The following is a 17391-nucleotide window of genomic DNA, read 5'->3' on the forward strand; positions in this document are numbered from 1 at the left end:
CGACATGTATCTGGGTCTCGATCTCGGAACCTCGGGCGTCAAGGCGATGCTCATCGACGGCAATCAGAAGATCATCGGCTCGGCGAATGGTTCGCTCGAGGTTTCGCGTCCGCATTCCGGCTGGTCGGAACAAGAACCGTCGCATTGGATTCGTGCGACGGAGGAGGCAGTAGCGGGCCTGAAGGGCAAACATCCGAAGGAATTTGCGGCCGTCAAGGGTGTTGGCCTTTCCGGCCAGATGCACGGCGCGACGCTGCTCGACGCCGATGACAAGGTGCTTCGTCCCTGCATTCTCTGGAACGATACGCGTTCTCACGTTGAGGCTGCCGCGCTGGATGCGGATCCGAGGTTCCGTAGGCTCACCGGTAACATCGTCTTTCCCGGCTTCACCGCGCCGAAGCTTGCCTGGATCGCCAAAAACGAGCCGGAAGTCTTCGCCAAGGTACGCTGGGTGCTGCTGCCGAAGGACTATTTGCGGCTCTGGCTGACCGGTGAGCACATGTCGGAAATGTCGGACTCGGCAGGCACGTCATGGCTCAACACTGGAAAGCGCAAATGGTCGCCGGAGCTTCTGGCTGCGACGGGTCTCGACGAGAATCAGATGCCTAAACTGGTCGAAGGGACTGAGCAGGCCGGCAAACTACGCGGCGAACTTGCCGCCAAGTGGGGCATTGCGGGCGATGTCGTCGTTGCCGGCGGGGCAGGGGACAATGCGGCGTCTGCCTGCGGCATGGGCACGGTCAGTAATGGGGCGGCCTTCGTCTCGCTCGGCACCTCCGGCGTTCTCTTCGCGGCGAATTCCGCCTATCTGCCGAAGCCAGAGAGTGCGGTCCATGCCTTCTGCCACGCACTGCCGAACACCTGGCATCAGATGGGCGTCATTCTCTCGGCCACCGATGCCTTGAACTGGCATTCGAACGTCACCGGCAAATCCGCCGCAGACCTCACGAACGAACTCGGCGAGGCGCTGAAGGCACCATCCGGCGTCACCTTTCTTCCTTATCTTTCAGGCGAGCGCACGCCGCACAATGATGCCGTCATACGCGGCGCCTTCATCGGCCTTGAGCATGAAAGCAGCCGGGTGGTGCTGACACAGGCTGTGCTCGAAGGCGTGTCCTTCGCCATCCGCGACAATCTTGAAGCCCTGCGTTCGGCAGGCACGGATATTTCCCGCGTTACTGCCATCGGTGGCGGTTCACGCTCGCGCTACTGGCTGGCGTCGATCGCAACGGCGCTTGGCGTCCCGGTAGACCTGCCGGCGGACGGCGATTTCGGCGCGGCCTTCGGTGCCGCCCGCCTCGGCCTGATCGCGGCCACACGTGCCGATCCGGTTGCCGTATGCACGCCGCCGAAGACGGCAGGAACGATCGAGCCGGTCGCGGCTTTGAGCGGTACGTATGAGGATGCCTACAGACGCTACCGGGCGCTTTATCCGGCGATCAAATCGCTGGTGCATTAGTTCGGATAGCCCCTCACACTACCCTCTCCCCGAGGGGAGAGGGGGAGCCTCGCAGAACCGGCTTCGAAAGAGGCGCGATGTTGCAGCGGGTCTCTTCTCCCCAACTGGGAGAAGGTGCCGGCAGGCGGATGAGGGGGCCGTCTGGCAGAACAATAATTTGAAACCCAAGGAGACAAAACCATGAGCACCGGATTTTTCGGCGACATCCAGAAAGTGAAATATGAAGGGCCGGATAGCACCAATCCGCTGGCCTTCCGCCACTACCAGCCCGACGAAATTGTCATGGGCAAGCGCATGGAAGAGCATCTGCGCTTCGCGGTTGCCTACTGGCACACCTTCACCTGGCCGGGTGGCGACCCCTTCGGCGGCCAGACCTTCCTGCGTCCGTGGTTCGAAGACACGATGAAGGCTGCGAAGCTGAAGGCCGACGTCGCTTTCGAATTCTTCCAGCTGCTCGGAACGCCGTTCTATTGCTTCCATGACGCCGACGTGCGTCCGGAAGGCAAGAACTTCGCGGAGAACACGAAGAACCTCAACGAGATCGTCGACTACTTCGCCGAGAAGCAGGCGGCGACCGGCGTCAAGCTGCTCTGGGGCACAGCGAATCTCTTCTCCAACCGCCGCTTCATGTCCGGGGCTGCGACCAATCCGGATCCGGATGTCTTTGCATTTTCGGCTGCGACGGTGAAGACCTGCATGGATGCGACGCAGAAGCTCGGCGGCGAAAACTACGTTCTCTGGGGCGGCCGCGAAGGCTATGAGACGCTGCTGAACACTGATCTCAAGCGCGAACTCGACCAGCTCGGCCGCTTCCTCAACCTCGTCGTCGAATACAAGCACAAGATCGGCTTCAAGGGCACGATCCTCATCGAGCCGAAGCCGCAGGAGCCGACCAAGCACCAGTACGACTACGATGTTGCGACGGTTTACGGCTTCCTGAAGAAGAACGGCCTCGAAAACGAAGTGAAGGTCAACATCGAGCAGGGCCATGCGATCCTCGCCGGCCATTCCTTCGAGCACGAGCTGGCGCTTGCCAACGCGCTTGGCATCTTCGGCTCGATCGACATGAACCGCAACGATTACCAGTCCGGCTGGGATACTGACCAGTTCCCGAACAACGTTCCGGAAATGGCGCTCGCCTACTACCACGTCCTGGCAGGCGGCGGCTTCAAGACCGGCGGCACGAACTTCGACTCCAAGCTCCGCCGCCAGTCGCTCGATCCGGAAGACCTGCTGATCGGCCACATCGGCGGCATGGATTGCTGCGCCCGCGGTCTCAAGGCGGCGGCCAAAATGATCGAGGACAAGGCTCTCTCCAAGCCACTCGAAGACCGTTACGCCGGCTGGAACACCGCCGAAGGCCAAAAGCTGCTGCGCGGCGAATACTCGCTGGAGCAGATCGCCGGTTGGGTCGAGAGCAAAGACATCAATCCGCAACCCAAGTCCGGCAAGCAGGAACTGCTGGAAAACGTCGTCAACCGCTACGTTTGAGCGATGCGGCCGGCGGCAGCTTTCATTCGGCTGCCGCCGCCCTCTGTCCTACTTCCTCGTCCAGTTGCGCGAGGGCGCGGAGACCGAGTTGCGGACCACCAAATCGGGTCTGAGCAGGATTTCTGTCTCGGCTGGCTGGCCGTCTGACAGGAGTTCGAGCAGGAGCGCCATGGCATGCTTGCCGATGGCTGTGCGTGGCTGGCGGATCGTCGTCAGCGATGGCGATATGAAGACCGCCTGCGGCACGTCGTCGAAGCCGGTCACGGAAAAATCCCGTGGAATATCGTAGCCGCGCGCACCGAGGCCTATTATCACGCCGATTGCGGTCTGATCGTTGACGCACATGAAGGCCGTCGGCAGGGTATCGCGCATGAAAAGTTGTTCGACCGCCAGTCGTCCGCTTTCGATCGTGCCGTCACCTTCGAAGACAATTCGAAGATCGGCACCGATGCCTGCGGCATCCAGTCCCGCGTCATAACCCATGCGCCGTCGGCTATAGGCGAGGCGGGTGCGCGAATCGCCGATGAAGGCGATCTTCTGGTGGCCCTCAGCAATCAGCAGATCAACTGCCTTGCGGGCTCCGGCGGTATCGTCGACGCCGACATATGGAATACCACCGTTGAAGACCGGCTCGAATACGCCAACACTGGGCGGCAGGCGCGCCGTCATCGTCTGATGGCCGAAGGGCAGGATACCGGTGAAGAGGATCAGCCCGGCCGCTTGGTTGGAATTCAGGAATTTCAGATATTCGAGGCCGCGTTGCGCATCATTCTGCGTATGGCCGATAAGGATGCCGTAGCCATGTGCGCGCGCCTCATTCTCCAGTCCGACCAAGATGTTGGAGAAATTCGGATCGCCGATGTCAGGCGCGACGACGAGAATCATGTTCGAGCGCCCGAGCCGCAGGCTGCGCGCCATCGCATTCGTCGTGTAGCCGGTGATGGCGATTGCCTGATTGACTTTGAGGCGCGTCGAGTTCGCGACTTTCTCAGGCATATGGATTGCGCGGGAGACCGTTGCAATCGAAACCTGGGCAATTCGGGCGACATCTTCGATTGTTGCGGGGCTGGAATTCGACACTGCGCTCTGCCTTGGGTCTCGTCTTGACCCGGGACACTACACAGACTTCCCCGAAGGTCAAAGGCGACGCTGAAAAATTGCCGTGTGGGCTATGATGTAAACCTTTACATGGCCAATGTAAAGGTTTACACACTCCGTAAGCGGACGGGAGCCGTAGGGAGGGAATAATGGGTCCGGAGACCGTCGAAGACGGCGCGGTGGTGCTGTCCGCAAGGCGAATTAGCAAGTCGTTCAGCGGCGTGCAGGTCCTTTTCAGCGTCAATTTCGATCTTCGCGCCGGCGAAATCCATGCGCTGATGGGCGAAAACGGTGCCGGCAAATCCACCCTCGTCAAGATCCTTTCCGGTTTCGAAGAGCCAAGCTCCGGCGAAATCCTGCTCGACGGCAAGCCGGTGAAGCTGCCGCCCGATGGTGCCGCCGAAGCGCTCGGCATCGTCATCATCCATCAGGAATTCAATCTCGCCGAACATCTGACCGTCACCGAGAGCCTGTTTCTCGGCCGCGAGGTCACGCGTTTCGGCGTCCTCGACCGCAAGTATATGCGTGCTGAAGCGCGGCGTGTCCTCGATCTTCTCGGCTCGCATGTCGACGTGAATGCGCAGATCAGCACGCTCTCGATCGCCGACAAGCAGATGGTGGAGATCGCCAAGGCGATCAGCCGCAATGCGCGGATCGTGTTCATGGACGAGCCCACCGCCGTGCTCTCTCGCGAGGAGATCAACAGCCTGTTCAAACAGGTGCGCAAGCTTCGCGACAAGGGAACGAGTTTCGTTTTCGTTTCCCACAAGCTTGACGAGGTCATGGAGCTGACGGACCGGGTCACCGTGCTGCGCGATGGCCAATGGGTGAAGACCTCGCCCACCTCCATCCTAGACGGTGAATCGATCGCCCAATTGATGGTCGGGCGCGAACTCTCCAGCCTATATCCTGCCAAGCATGAGCCCAATGTCGACGAAGTGATTGTTCTCAGCGTCAAGTCCGTATCGACCCACTATGTCCGTGATGCGAGTTTCGAGGTCCGGAGGGGCGAGATCCTCGGCTTTTCCGGCTTGATCGGCTCCGGCCGTACCGAGCTTATGGAGGCGATCATGGGTCTGCGCTCGCGCTCGGCTGGCGAAGTCACGGCCAACGGGCAGTCCGTGCCCGCGCACGATGTTCATTCCGCAAACCGCGCGGGCTTGGCCTATATGACCAAGGACCGCAAATCTAAGGGACTGCTTCTCAATTCCGGCATGATCGCCAATCTTACGCTGCAATCCTTGGACAAGCATGGCCGGTTTGGCTATCTGAGCGCCGCGAGTGAAGCCTCTGCGATGGCGAGAGCACGCCGCCGCTTCGACATTCGTGTCAGGGACGGCAACATCGTTGCCGGCCGCATGTCCGGTGGCAACCAGCAGAAATTGCTTCTGGCCAAAGTCATGGAGATCGAGCCGCAGATCATCATCATAGACGAGCCGACCCGCGGCATCGATGTCGGCACCAAGCAGCAGATCTACCATTTCATTTCGGCTCTGGCCCGTGATGGCCATTCGATCATCGTGGTCTCTTCGGAGATGCCGGAGGTGATCGGACTTTGCACGCGTATTGCCGTGATGCGCGAAGGGCGGGTCGTCGGCATTCTGGAGGGTGATGAAATCTCCGAACAGGAAATCATGCGCTACGCGGCGGGATTGAAAAAGAAGATTGCTGCCTGACCAGGTGAAATATCCGGTCGAGGCGTAGCGGGCGAATTCCCAGGGGCAATGGGACGGGAGGTTGGTTTTGAGCATGAGTGCAAGTGAGGAAAGCAGCGAAAAAGAAAGTCGGCGCCGATTGTGGCGCGATGTCGATCTTCGGGCGGTCGCGCCCTTTGCGGCATTGGCTTTGCTTCTTGTGGTTGGCGCGCTGGTCAATCCGAATTTCATCGGCATCACGAACCTTGCAAACGTCGCGACGAGAAGCGCTTTCATTGCCATCATCGCGGTCGGCGCGACCTTCGTGATCTCTGCGGGCGACCTGGACCTTTCCGTGGGGTCGATGGTCGCTTTCGTCGCCAGCCTGATGATCCTGTTCATGAATTCCGGAGCGATTGCCGATCCGGCGCTGATGCTGACGGCTGCTGTCGTGCTTACGATTGTGATCGGCGCGTCATGCGGGCTCGCGAACGGTCTCATCACCACCGTCGGCAAGATCGAGCCTTTCATCGCGACGCTTGGCACCATGGGCGTCTATCGCGGCTTGACCACCTGGCTTTCGCAGGGCGGCGCCATCACGCTGCGCGAGCCTGAACTGCAGACGCTCTACCGTCCGGCCTATTTTGGCTCCATCCTCGGCGTGCCGGTTCCGATCGCCGTGATCCTTGCCGTCACCGGCGTTGCAGCCTTCGTCCTCTACCGGACCCGCTATGGGCGGCATGTCGTGGCGGTCGGCTCCAGCAGCGACGTGGCGCGTTATTCCGGCATCGCCGTCAACCGTGTGCGTACCATCGCCTTCGTCATCCAGGGCCTGTGCGTCGCCATCGCCGTGCTTCTCTACGTGCCGCGGCTTGGCTCGACATCGGCGACGACCGGCATCCTCTGGGAGTTGCAGGCGATCACCGCCGTGGTGGTCGGCGGCACGGCGCTCAAGGGTGGCGCGGGCCGGGTCTGGGGCACGATCTGCGGCGCCTTCATTCTCGAACTCGTCGGCAACATCATGCTGCTTTCGAATTTTATCAGCGAATACCTGATCGGCGCCATCCAGGGGGCGATCATCATCATCGCCATGCTGGTTCAGCGGTCGCTGGTGCGCAAACCGTGAATAGCCGGGTTTATGGGTCGCCCGGTCCTCGATCGATAGGGCCCAGTCATTATTTGGGAGAGAGAAAAATGCGTAAAAGAATTATGGGGCTGGCCGTCGCCGCCATGGCAGTCCTCACGGGCGTCTCGTACGCCCAGGACAAGAAGGTAACGATCGGCGTTTCAATTCCAGCAGCCGACCATGGCTGGACTGCTGGCGTCGTGTTTCATGCGGAACGCGTGGCCAAGTTGCTGATGGCCGAGCATCCAGGCCTCAACGTCATCGTCAAGACCTCGCCGGATGCTGCAAGCCAGGCAAACGCCGTGCAGGATCTTGCCACGCAGGGCATCGACGCGCTGGTCATCCTGCCGTCGGATCCGGATCCGCTCGTCAACGCCATTAAGGAAATCAAGGACGCCGGCAAGTTCGTGGCGCTCGTTGACCGTGCGCCGAGCAACAACGACGATTCCGTTCGTGACCTCTACATTGCCGGCAATAACCCGGCGCTCGGCGAAGTCGCCGGCAAGTACATCAAGGAAAACACGCCGGATGCGGAGGTCGTCGTCATCCGCGGCCTGCCGATCCCGATCGACCAGCAGCGCCAAGACGGCTTCGACAAGGGCATCGCCGGTTCGAACGTTAAGGTTCTTGATCGCCAGTACGGCAACTGGAACCGCGACGATGCCTTCAAGGTCATGCAGGACTATCTGACGAAGTATCAAAAGATCGACGTCGTATGGTGCCAGGACGACGACATGGCCGTCGGCGTGCTGCAGGCCATCGAGCAGGCCAAGCGTACGGACATTCAGTATGTCATCGCCGGCGCCGGCTCCAAGGACATGGTCAAGAAGGTCATGGATGGCGACAAGCTGATCCCGGTCGACGTTCTTTATCCGCCGGCAATGGTCGGCACGGCGATGGAAATGACGGCTGCGAATTTCTACGATCAGGTCCCTGTCCGCGGCACCTACATTCTCGACGCAACGCTCGTTACCAAGGATAACGCCAAGGACTTCTACTTCCCGGATTCTCCGTTCTGATCATCCGACTGCAATGCGCCCATTCGCAAGGACGGGCGCATTTTCTTTGTTTGCGTACACGCTGCGGCAAAGATTGCTGCACGTACCTCTTGCAGCCTCCGGGTAGGCATGATTAGTTCGCTTCGGTTTGACTTTCGGCTTTTCAGGTACATCTGCTGCAAGAAGCGTGGAGGCGCCTTGCACCCGCCAAAACGCGTGTTGGAAGTTATCATAAACGTTTACGGTCGATCATCAGGGAGGATTCTGACATGAAGACGATCAAAGGGCCTGGCCTGTTCCTCGGGCAGTTTGCGGGCGACGCCGCGCCTTTCAACTCATGGGATTCAATCACTAAATGGGCGGCTGATGTCGGCTACAAGGGCGTGCAGGTTCCGACGTGGGCTGGTCAGCTGATCGATCTGAAGAAGGCTGCCAGCTCCAAGGATTATTGCGACGAATTCGCCGGCAAGGCGCGCGAGAATGGTATCGAGGTCACCGAGCTTTCGACCCATCTCCAGGGTCAGCTGGTAGCTGTGCATCCGGCCTACGACGAGGCCTTCGACGGCTTTGCCGCACCGGAAGTGCGCGGCAATCCGAAGGCGCGGCAGGAATGGGCAGTCGAGCAGGTGAAGATGGCGCTGACGGCCTCCAAGCATCTCGGCATCAAGGCGCATGCCACCTTTTCCGGCGCGCTTGCCTGGCCCTTCATCTATCCGTGGCCGCAGCGTCCAGCCGGTCTTGTCGAAACGGCCTTCGATGAGCTTGCCCGCCGCTGGAAGCCGATCCTCGACCATGCCGATGCCCAAGGCGTCGATGTCTGCTATGAGATCCACCCGGGCGAAGACCTGCATGACGGTGTGACTTACGAGATGTTCCTGGAGCGCGTCGGCAATCATCCGCGCGCCAACATGCTCTACGACCCGTCGCACTATGTCCTGCAGTGCCTCGATTATCTGGACAACATCGATATCTACAAGGACCGCATCAAGATGTTCCACGTCAAGGATGCGGAGTTCAATCCGACCGGGCGTCAGGGCGTCTATGGCGGTTACCAAGGCTGGGTCGAACGTGCCGGCCGCTTCCGCTCGCTCGGCGACGGCCAGGTGGATTTCGGCGCCGTCTTCTCGAAAATGACCGCCAACAATTTCGACGGCTGGGCCGTTGTCGAATGGGAATGCGCGCTGAAGCATCCGGAAGACGGTGCGCGTGAAGGCGCCGATTTCGTCAAGGCACACATCATCCGCGTCACCGAGAAGGCCTTCGACGATTTTGCCGGCAGCGGCACGGACCAGGCGGCGAACCGCCGCATGCTCGGGCTCTGAGCCTTGCTTTTTTCTTCTCCCCCGCTGGGGAGAAAGATGTCCGAAGGACGGATGAGGAGCGGAGCGACGTCCTGAGCAAACAGCGAAAACTGTGTCGCCTGCCGCTCATCCGGCTACCGCCACCTTCTCCCCCGCTGGGCGAGAAGGGAATCGCGGCACCGTCGATGAACACTCATTTCTTTGGAGGAACGAATGGCAATTGAAGGATCAACGGAACAGGCGCGCGAGCCGCGCATCCGCCTCGGCATGGTCGGCGGCGGGGCGGGCGCGTTCATCGGCGCCGTGCATCGGATAGCGGCCCGCATCGACGACCAGTACGAACTCATCGCAGGTGCGCTGTCGTCGACACCGGAAAAGTCGACCGCATCGGGCCGCGACCTCGGGCTCGATCCGTCGCGCACTTACGCGAGCTACCGGGAAATGGCGATCCGCGAGGCGAAGCTGAAGAACGGCATCGAGGCGGTCTCGATCGTCACGCCGAACCATGTTCACTACGATGCCGCCAAGGAATTCCTGCGCCGGGGCATCCACGTCATCTGCGACAAACCGCTGACCTCCAACCTCGCCGATGCAAAGAAGCTGAGGAAGGTCGCCGACGAGAGTGGCGCGCTGTTCATCCTGACGCACAACTACACCGGCTATCCGATGGTCCGCCAGGCGCGCGAGATGATTGCCAATGGCGAACTCGGCGACATCCGCATCGTGCAGGCCGAATATCCGCAGGACTGGCTGACCGAGCCTGTCGAGCAGACCGGCGCCAAGCAGGCCGTCTGGCGCACCGACCCGGCACAGTCGGGTGCGGGCGGTTCGACCGGCGATATCGGCACGCATGCCTATAACCTTGCCTCCTTCATCACCGGCCTCGAACTCGATAGCCTCGCCGCCGATCTCGATAGTTTCGTCGAAGGCCGCCGCCTGGACGACAATGCTCACGTGCTTCTGCGCTTTAAGGCAAAAGGCAAGGAGAAGCCGGCCAAGGGCATGCTCTGGTGCAGCCAGGTGGCGCCCGGCCATGAAAACGGCCTGAAGATCCGCGTCTACGGCACCAAGGGCGGCTTCGAGTGGGTGCAGGCGGATCCGAACTACCTGTGGTACACGCCATTCGGCGAGCCGAAGCGGCTGATCACCCGCAACGGCGCGGGTTCCGGTGCCGCCGCTGCCCGCGTGTCACGCATTCCGTCCGGTCATCCGGAAGGCTACCTCGAAGCCTTCGCGACGATCTACACGGAAGCGGCGCACGCCATCAATGCGCACAAGACGGGCAAAGCGGTCGACAAGGCCGTGGTTTATCCGACTGTCGATGACGGCGTGAAGGGGGTCGCCTTCGTCGAGGCCTGCGTTGCTTCATCGAAGCGGAATGGCGCTTGGGTGAAGGTCTGATGGCCAAGTTTCTGGACTAGCCCCTCATCCGGCTGCCGCCACCTTCTCCTCGCTCGCGGGGAGAAGGGATATCCGTCTGCAACGTTACAGTTTTGACATTTCCACTCTGTACAACGCCGGTTCACTTGGCTAAACCGCCGCTCGAACGACCAGTCCATCACCAGGCGGGGTTTTCAAATGATCGATCCTAAGACACTCGCCGCCCGTTTTCCGGGCGATTTCACCTTTGGCGTCGCGACGGCTGCCTTTCAGATCGAAGGCGCTTCCAAGGCTGATGGCCGCAAGCCGTCGATCTGGGACGCCTTCTGCAACATGCCGGGTCGTGTCTATAACCGCCACAATGGCGACGTCGCCTGCGATCATTACAACCGGCTCGATCAGGACCTTGACCTGATCAAGGAGATGGGCGTCGAGGCCTATCGCTTCTCGATCGCCTGGCCGCGCATCATTCCGGATGGCACCGGGCCTGTGAACGAAGCCGGCCTCGATTTTTACGATCGTCTCATCGACGGTTGCAAGGCGCGCGGCATCAAGACCTTTGCAACGCTTTTTCACTGGGATTTGCCGCTCACGCTCATGGGCGACGGCGGCTGGACGGCGCGTTCCACGGCCTATGCCTATCAGCGCTACGCGAAGACCGTCATGGCGCGTTTTGGTGACCGCCTCGACAGCGTCGCGACCTTCAACGAACCATGGTGCATCGTGTGGCTCAGCCACCTCTACGGCATCCACGCCCCGGGCGAGCGCAACATGCAGGCAGCGCTTCACGCCATGCACTACATGAACCTTGCGCACGGACTTGGCGTCGAGGCGATCCGTGCCGAGGCGCCGAAGGTGCCGGTCGGCCTGGTGCTGAATGCAATGTCCGTCATGCCGGGATCGCAAAGCGAGGCGGATTTCGCCGCGGGCGAGCGCGCGCATCAGTTCCACAATGGTGCTTTTTTCGATCCCGTCTTCAAGGGAGATTATCCGAAGGAGTTCGTGGAATCGCTCAGTGATCGCATGCCCATCATCGAAGATGGAGATTTGAAAATCATCAGCCAGAAGCTCGATTGGTGGGGGCTCAACTACTACACACCGCTGCGTGTTGCCGACGACCCGGCGAAGTACGGCGATTTCCCCTGGACGGTCGAAGCGCCGCGTGTCAGCGATGTGAAGACGGATATCGGTTGGGAAGTCTATGCGCCCGGTCTCAAGCACGTCGTCGAAGACCTCTATCGTCGCTACGAACTGCCGGAATGCTACATCACGGAGAACGGCGCCTGCTACAACATGGGTGTGATCAACGGCGAGGTCGATGACCAGCCGCGTCTCGACTACTACAGTGATCACCTTGCTGTCGTCGCCGATCTCATCAAGGACGGCTACGCGATGCGCGGCTATTTCGCCTGGAGCCTGATGGACAATTTCGAATGGGCGGAGGGCTACAAGATGCGTTTCGGCCTCGTCCACGTCGATTACGACACCCAGGTCCGCACCGTGAAGAAGAGCGGCAAATGGTACCGGGAGCTGGCAAGCCAGTTTCCCAAGGGTAACCATAAGGTCGCTTGAATTCCGAAGGCCGGAGGAGGGTGGTATGGCAGGCTCGACTTCATTGTTGTCGGTCGTTTGCTCCTTTTGTCGCTCACCCCATCGCCGCGCTGACGCTCCGGCACTTCTCCCCGCCAGGGAGAAGAAACAAGCGGCGCGCTTCGTGATTCAGACAATTGCACAATGAGTGGTTTTTTGCTGCTCTAGCCGATTCAAAGAAAAAATCTCTCTGTCAATCGCGACTGGAACTCCGCCATAAACATTACATCCCAGCGTATGGCAGCCATGCGCAGATCAAATTGAATATTCCGGTTGTGCGATGACAAAGACTGCCTCTCTGTTCCGAATGCGTTGCCGAACGCCGGCCTGACCAGACGCGCCGCGTCCTCAGCCATTCAGCGACTGCGGACCTTTTTGAACATCGAGAGCATCCATGCATTCCGACTCTTCCAGCGCGGCAAATGCCGCAAATACCGTCCTCTTCGAAGGCATATCGAAACGCTTCGGCGCTGAGGACAAATCGTTTACCGCGCTTGATGCAATCGATTTTGCCGTCGCGCGCGGCTCCATTACCGGCATCATCGGTCGTTCCGGTGCCGGCAAGTCGACACTGATCCGTCTTGTCAACGGCTTGGAACGTCCGACAAGCGGCAAGGTCATCGTCGATGGCGTCAACGTTCCCGATCTGGACGAGGCCGGCCTGCGCGCCCTCCGCCGTTCGGTCGGCATGATCTTCCAGCATTTCAACCTGCTGTCTTCGCGCACGGCCTTCGGCAATGTGGCGCTGCCCCTGGCAATCGCCGGTTACGACAAGGAAGCCATTCGCGCACGCGTCGAGCCGCTGCTCGATCTCGTCGGACTTTCCGATAAGCGCGACCGCTATCCGGCAGAACTTTCCGGCGGCCAGAAGCAGCGCGTCGGCATTGCCCGCGCGCTCGCCACGCAGCCGAAGCTCCTGCTTTCCGATGAAGCGACCTCCGCGCTCGATCCAGAGACCACCCAGTCGATCCTCGAGCTCTTGAAGCGCATCAATGCGGAGTTTGGGCTAACGGTGCTTCTGATCACCCACGAGATGGAGGTCGTCAAAGCCATCACCAGCGACGTCGCCGTCATCGACGAGGGTATCATCGTCGAGCGCGGCCGCACTTTCGATGTCTTCACTCGGCCGCAACATCCGACGACGCGCGCATTGCTGGCCGGCCTGCCGGGCTCGAAGCTTCCTGCAGCGCTCGCATCCGGCTTGCGGCCGCAAAAGACGGCGGGCGGGCGCGTTGCCGTGCGCATCACCTTTTTCGGTCGGACGGCAGAACAGCCGCTGATCTCGCGGCTTATCCAGACGCTGGGTTCGGATATCAACATCATCGCCGGAACCGTCGACGAGATCGGTGGCGAACCCTATGGCTCCCTCATCATCGCCTATGCAGCGGACGATGCCACTATCGCGAATGCGGATAAATTCTTCGAGGTGAACGGTCTCGTTGCGGAGGTGCTCGGCTATGTCTCCTGATCTCCTGCTTCTCATTGGCAAGGCAACGCTCGATACGCTGCGCATGGTGGCGATCGCGGGCTTCATCGGCTCCCTTATCGGGCTGCCGATCGGCGTGTTCCTGGCGACCAGCGGCCGCGGCGAGCTCTTTCCGGCGCCTTCCGTGAACCGGATCGTTGGACTGATCGTCAACGCAACACGCTCGACGCCATTCATCATCCTTGTCGTCGCAATCATTCCTTTCACACGCCTCGTCACCGGCACGTCGATCGGCACCAAGGCGGCGATCGTGCCGCTGACGATCGCAACCATCCCGTTCTTTGCGCGGCTCGTCGAAGCCGCCATTCGCGACGTAGACAAAGGCCTGATCGAAGCCGCCCGCGCCATGGGTGCGACCCCGATGCAGATCGTACGCAAGGTGCTTCTTGCCGAAGCGCGTCCGGCGCTGACGCTGGCGCTCACAATGACGCTGGTCAGCCTCATCGGCTACTCGGCGATGGTCGGCGCCGTGGGCGGAGGCGGGCTCGGCGATCTCGGCATCCGTTACGGCTACCAGCGCTTCATGCCGGATGTGATGCTGGTCGTCGTCATCGTCTTGATCCTGCTCGTCCAGGCCGTGCAGAGCGCCGGCGATGCGCTCGCGCGCCGCTTTGACAAGCGATCCCGCAAGAATTGATCGAATTGCCCATAACCCAAGGAGAAAACCCGATGAAGAAAATCATCCTCGCGGCCGCCTTTGCAGCGGTCTTTGCAACTGCCGTCGCGGCGGAAACGATCAAGATCGGCGTCACGCCGGGTCCGCATGCACAGATCATGGAGAAAGTGAAGGAAGTCGCAGCGCCCAAAGGCCTCGACATCGAGATCCTGGAATTTTCCGACTATGTCGTGCCGAACCAGGCGCTTGCCGATGGCGAGCTGAGCGCCAACTCCTTCCAGCACAAGCCCTATCTCGACAACCAGGTCGCCGATCGCGGCTTCAAGATCGTTGACGTCGCCTATACGGTCAACTTCCCGATGGGCGTCTATTCCAAGAAGGTGAAGAGCCTGGACGAGCTTGCTGATGGCGCTACCGTTGCGATCCCCAACGACCCGACCAATGGCGGCCGTGCTCTGCTGATCCTCGCCGATAAGGGACTCATCAAGCTTAAGGATGGCGCGAGCCTGAAGGTCGGCCCTGCCGATGTCACCGAGAATGCCAAGAATCTGAAGTTCGCCGAACTCGATGCCGCCCAGCTGCCGCGCTCGCTTGACGACGTGGATGCCGCTGTTATCAACACCAACTATGCACTGGAAGCCGGTCTTGACCCGGCGAAGGACCCGATCGCCCGCGAAGGTGAGAAGGCGCCTTACGTCAACATTCTGGCGGTTAGCGAGAAGGACAAGGATCAGCCTTGGGTCAAGACGCTGGTCGAAGCCTACCACAGCGATGCTGTGAAGCAGTTCATCGCCGATACTTTCAAGGGCTCGGTCATCGCAGGCTGGTAAGCCGCGGCTAAAACCCGGTTATGAAATCAAGCCCTTCCCGTTCCGCGGGGAGGGTTTTTAGGGCCGAGTGATTTTGATGGAGAAAAATCACACGGATGAGGCCTTGTACCGTTCGCTTTAACCGTTTTTGAAGCCTTGACTGGCAAAGTCCTCCGTTATCGGGGAGCAATGTATGCCTGCGTTCTTTAGGCAAAAAAATCAGGCTTTGGGGATTGGCCGCCACGCAACTGTTACGGGTGTGCTTTTTTCCTTTGCGGTCATGGTCGCGGTCGTGACCGTCATGGTGCTGACGGCGCTGTCACGCGTCACCGATAACGCCAATATTCTCGACGACGAACGTTCTCGTGAAACCACGGCTGGCGCTCTCAAGACATTCGTAGCGCAGCTCGGCGCAACGTTGAACGACTATGCCGCCTGGGACGATGCGGCCGTCAATGTCTATGCCCCGGATGGCATGGCTTGGACGATCAGCAACTACGGCGAAATGTCCTCCAACAGCGCGCTTTTCGACATGGCAATCGTCGTAGATGACGATAAGAAGCCGCTGATGGTCTATCGCGATGGCCTGTCGATGAGTGAAGCGCTTGATGATTTCTTTGCGCCATCGCTTTGGACGTTGTTCGACAAAGTGAAGGCCGCCGGACTTGAATCACCGGAAGCCGTGGGTTTCATCGGCACCAAGAGCGGCATCGCGGCAGTTGGCGTTGCGCTCGTGCGGGAAAAATCCGGCGCCTTGAATACACCCGTCGGCCAGCGCCGCTACCTGATTTTTGCTCGGCATCTGAACGACGCGACGATCAAGGGCCTCGGTGAGACCTACGTTATCCAGGGTTTGAAGCTCGTGCCAGCCGCTTACGACGCGCAGTATTCCGTGGCGATCGATGATGCCGCCGGCAAGGCGCTTGGCAAACTCGTGTGGATTTCGCGTTCGCCGGGCGACATCAGCTACGCCCAAGTGCGTCCGACGGTTGTGAAGGCGCTCGGTCTCGTCGGGCTGTTCTTCGCCGTGCTGCTCGTCATAGGTTGGCTCGCCGGACGCCGGCTGAAGGCGGAGGAAAACAATGCCCGCGAGGATGCCCTCCGCGATCGTCTCAGTGGGCTATCGAACCGTGAAGGCTTGGGAATTGCTGTCGATGACGTCGTTGCCAAGGCCAAGCAGACCGGCAAGAACGTGCTGCTTCTTTATCTCGACCTCGACGGTTTCAAGGAAGTCAACGACAGCTACGGGCACGGGACCGGTGATCAGTTGATTCGCGCGGTTGCTGCCGGTCTCAAGGTGCTGATCCCAGAGGGTGCGGTTCTGGCGCGCATTGGCGGCGATGAATTCGCGATCGCCTTCCTGTCCGAAGGCGGCAACGCCGATGCACTGCAGCTTTCGGAACAGATTCTGGATTTCCTGGCGGAGCCGCTGGAGATCGGCCGGCGCGTCGTAGTCATTGGCGCCAGCATCGGCATCGCGATGGCTGCTGGCGGGACGATCGGCCGCGAAGAATTGGTCCGCCGTGCCGATCTTGCGATGTACAAGGCCAAGGAAGCCGGTCGGGCCCGCATGACGCTTTACGATCCCGCTATGGATGCCGACCGCGAGGAGCGAAATGCGCTTGAACTCGATCTGCGCATCGCGATCGAAAGCGGCGATCTGACACTGGCCTATCAGCCGCTGATCGACGCCTCCTCTCATGAGATGAATGGTGTCGAAGCGCTGGTGCGCTGGAACCGTCCCGGCTACGGGCCAGTCTCGCCGGAGGTTTTCATTCCGATCGCAGAAACCAGCGGGCTTATCGAGGCACTCGGTCTTTTCGTGCTGCGCAAAGCCTGCGAGACGGCCAAGCAGTGGCCCGAACTGCGTGTTGCCGTAAACGTTTCCCCCGGCCAGTTCCGGAACCCGGCCTTTACCGACTATGTCCGCTATGTCCTAAAACAGACGGAGATCGAGGCCGAGCGCGTAACGCTCGAGATCACCGAAGGCTACATGATCCAAAACCCGCAGCGCACCCGCCATTCGATCGAGCGGCTGAAGACGCTCGGCGTCAAGATAGCGCTCGACGATTTCGGTTCGGGCTTTTCATCGATCGGCTATCTCCGCCAGTTCGGCTTCGACCGCATCAAGATCGACCGCTCGCTGGTTGAGGGCGTCACCGAAAGCGACAGCCAGCGCGAGATGCTGCAAGCGACGGTCGCGCTGGCCCGCTCATTGGATATTCCGGTGACGGCCGAGGGCATCGAGACAGAAGAGCAGGCGCTCGCCGTCCGTCTCTTCGGTTGCGATTGCCTCCAGGGTTATTTCTTCAGCAAGCCGGTGCCGGCAGACAGAATCACCGAAATGCTTGAGGCACGCCGTGCGCTTGACGCGATGCCGCGCCGGATAACCGCTGCCTGACC

At 60.4% G+C, this 17391-nt stretch carries 13 protein-coding genes; 12 read left to right on the forward strand and 1 reads right to left on the reverse strand.

What is annotated here, in order from left to right; translation table 11 throughout:
* Positions 1-4: 4 nt before the first annotated feature.
* Together xylB and xylA are read left to right on the forward strand one after the other, a co-directional pair.
* Positions 5-1459, forward strand: coding sequence for a xylulokinase (gene xylB / locus ACZ9BX_RS18795; protein WP_476219527.1), 1455 nt, complete (start codon positions 5-7; stop codon positions 1457-1459).
* Between the two features lie 180 nt (positions 1460-1639).
* Complete coding sequence (xylA, locus tag ACZ9BX_RS18800) at positions 1640-2950, forward strand: xylose isomerase (RefSeq protein ID WP_476219528.1); 1311 nt, start codon at positions 1640-1642, stop codon at positions 2948-2950.
* 48 nt (positions 2951-2998) lie between these two features.
* Here the strand turns inward: xylA and ACZ9BX_RS18805 are convergent, their stop codons facing one another.
* Positions 2999-4030 (reverse strand): LacI family DNA-binding transcriptional regulator, encoded by a 1032-nt coding sequence (locus tag ACZ9BX_RS18805; protein WP_476219530.1) that lies wholly within the window; start codon positions 4028-4030, stop codon positions 2999-3001.
* Between the two features lie 167 nt (positions 4031-4197).
* Here ACZ9BX_RS18805 and ACZ9BX_RS18810 point away from each other — a divergent pair, with 167 nt between their 5' ends.
* The 10 genes from ACZ9BX_RS18810 (at position 4198) to ACZ9BX_RS18855 (ending at position 17389) form a co-directional block, all read left to right on the forward strand.
* A complete protein-coding gene (locus tag ACZ9BX_RS18810) occupies positions 4198-5724 on the forward strand; it encodes a sugar ABC transporter ATP-binding protein (protein ID WP_476219532.1) in 1527 nt (508 codons plus the stop codon).
* A 73-nt stretch (positions 5725-5797) separates the two neighbouring features.
* Positions 5798-6808: an ABC transporter permease gene (locus ACZ9BX_RS18815; RefSeq protein WP_027507940.1), complete on the forward strand. Its 1011-nt coding sequence runs from the start codon at positions 5798-5800 to the stop codon at positions 6806-6808.
* Between the two features lie 68 nt (positions 6809-6876).
* Positions 6877-7827, forward strand: a complete 951-nt coding sequence (locus tag ACZ9BX_RS18820; RefSeq protein WP_476219533.1) for a substrate-binding domain-containing protein — start codon at positions 6877-6879, stop codon at positions 7825-7827.
* 248 nt (positions 7828-8075) lie between these two features.
* Entirely contained in the window at positions 8076-9128 is a 1053-nt protein-coding gene (locus ACZ9BX_RS18825; protein WP_476219535.1) for a sugar phosphate isomerase/epimerase family protein, read from the forward strand.
* 192 nt (positions 9129-9320) lie between these two features.
* Positions 9321-10508, forward strand: coding sequence for a Gfo/Idh/MocA family protein (locus ACZ9BX_RS18830; protein ID WP_476219537.1), 1188 nt, complete (start codon positions 9321-9323; stop codon positions 10506-10508).
* Positions 10509-10685: 177 nt separating this feature from the next.
* Positions 10686-12059: a GH1 family beta-glucosidase gene (locus tag ACZ9BX_RS18835; protein WP_476219538.1), complete on the forward strand. Its 1374-nt coding sequence runs from the start codon at positions 10686-10688 to the stop codon at positions 12057-12059.
* Positions 12060-12471: 412 nt separating this feature from the next.
* Positions 12472-13545: a methionine ABC transporter ATP-binding protein gene (locus tag ACZ9BX_RS18840; protein ID WP_476219540.1), complete on the forward strand. Its 1074-nt coding sequence runs from the start codon at positions 12472-12474 to the stop codon at positions 13543-13545.
* Positions 13535-14200, forward strand: a complete 666-nt coding sequence (locus ACZ9BX_RS18845) for a methionine ABC transporter permease (protein ID WP_027507947.1) — start codon at positions 13535-13537, stop codon at positions 14198-14200. The genes ACZ9BX_RS18840 and ACZ9BX_RS18845 overlap by 11 nt, the downstream gene beginning before the upstream one ends.
* Before the next feature lie 32 nt (positions 14201-14232).
* Complete coding sequence (locus tag ACZ9BX_RS18850) at positions 14233-15009, forward strand: MetQ/NlpA family ABC transporter substrate-binding protein (RefSeq protein WP_476219542.1); 777 nt, start codon at positions 14233-14235, stop codon at positions 15007-15009.
* Positions 15010-15181: 172 nt separating this feature from the next.
* Positions 15182-17389, forward strand: a complete 2208-nt coding sequence (locus tag ACZ9BX_RS18855; protein ID WP_476219543.1) for a bifunctional diguanylate cyclase/phosphodiesterase — start codon at positions 15182-15184, stop codon at positions 17387-17389.
* Positions 17390-17391: the final 2 nt, after the last annotated feature.

The sequence above is a fragment of the Rhizobium sp. USDA 3886 genome, assembly GCF_056279785.1.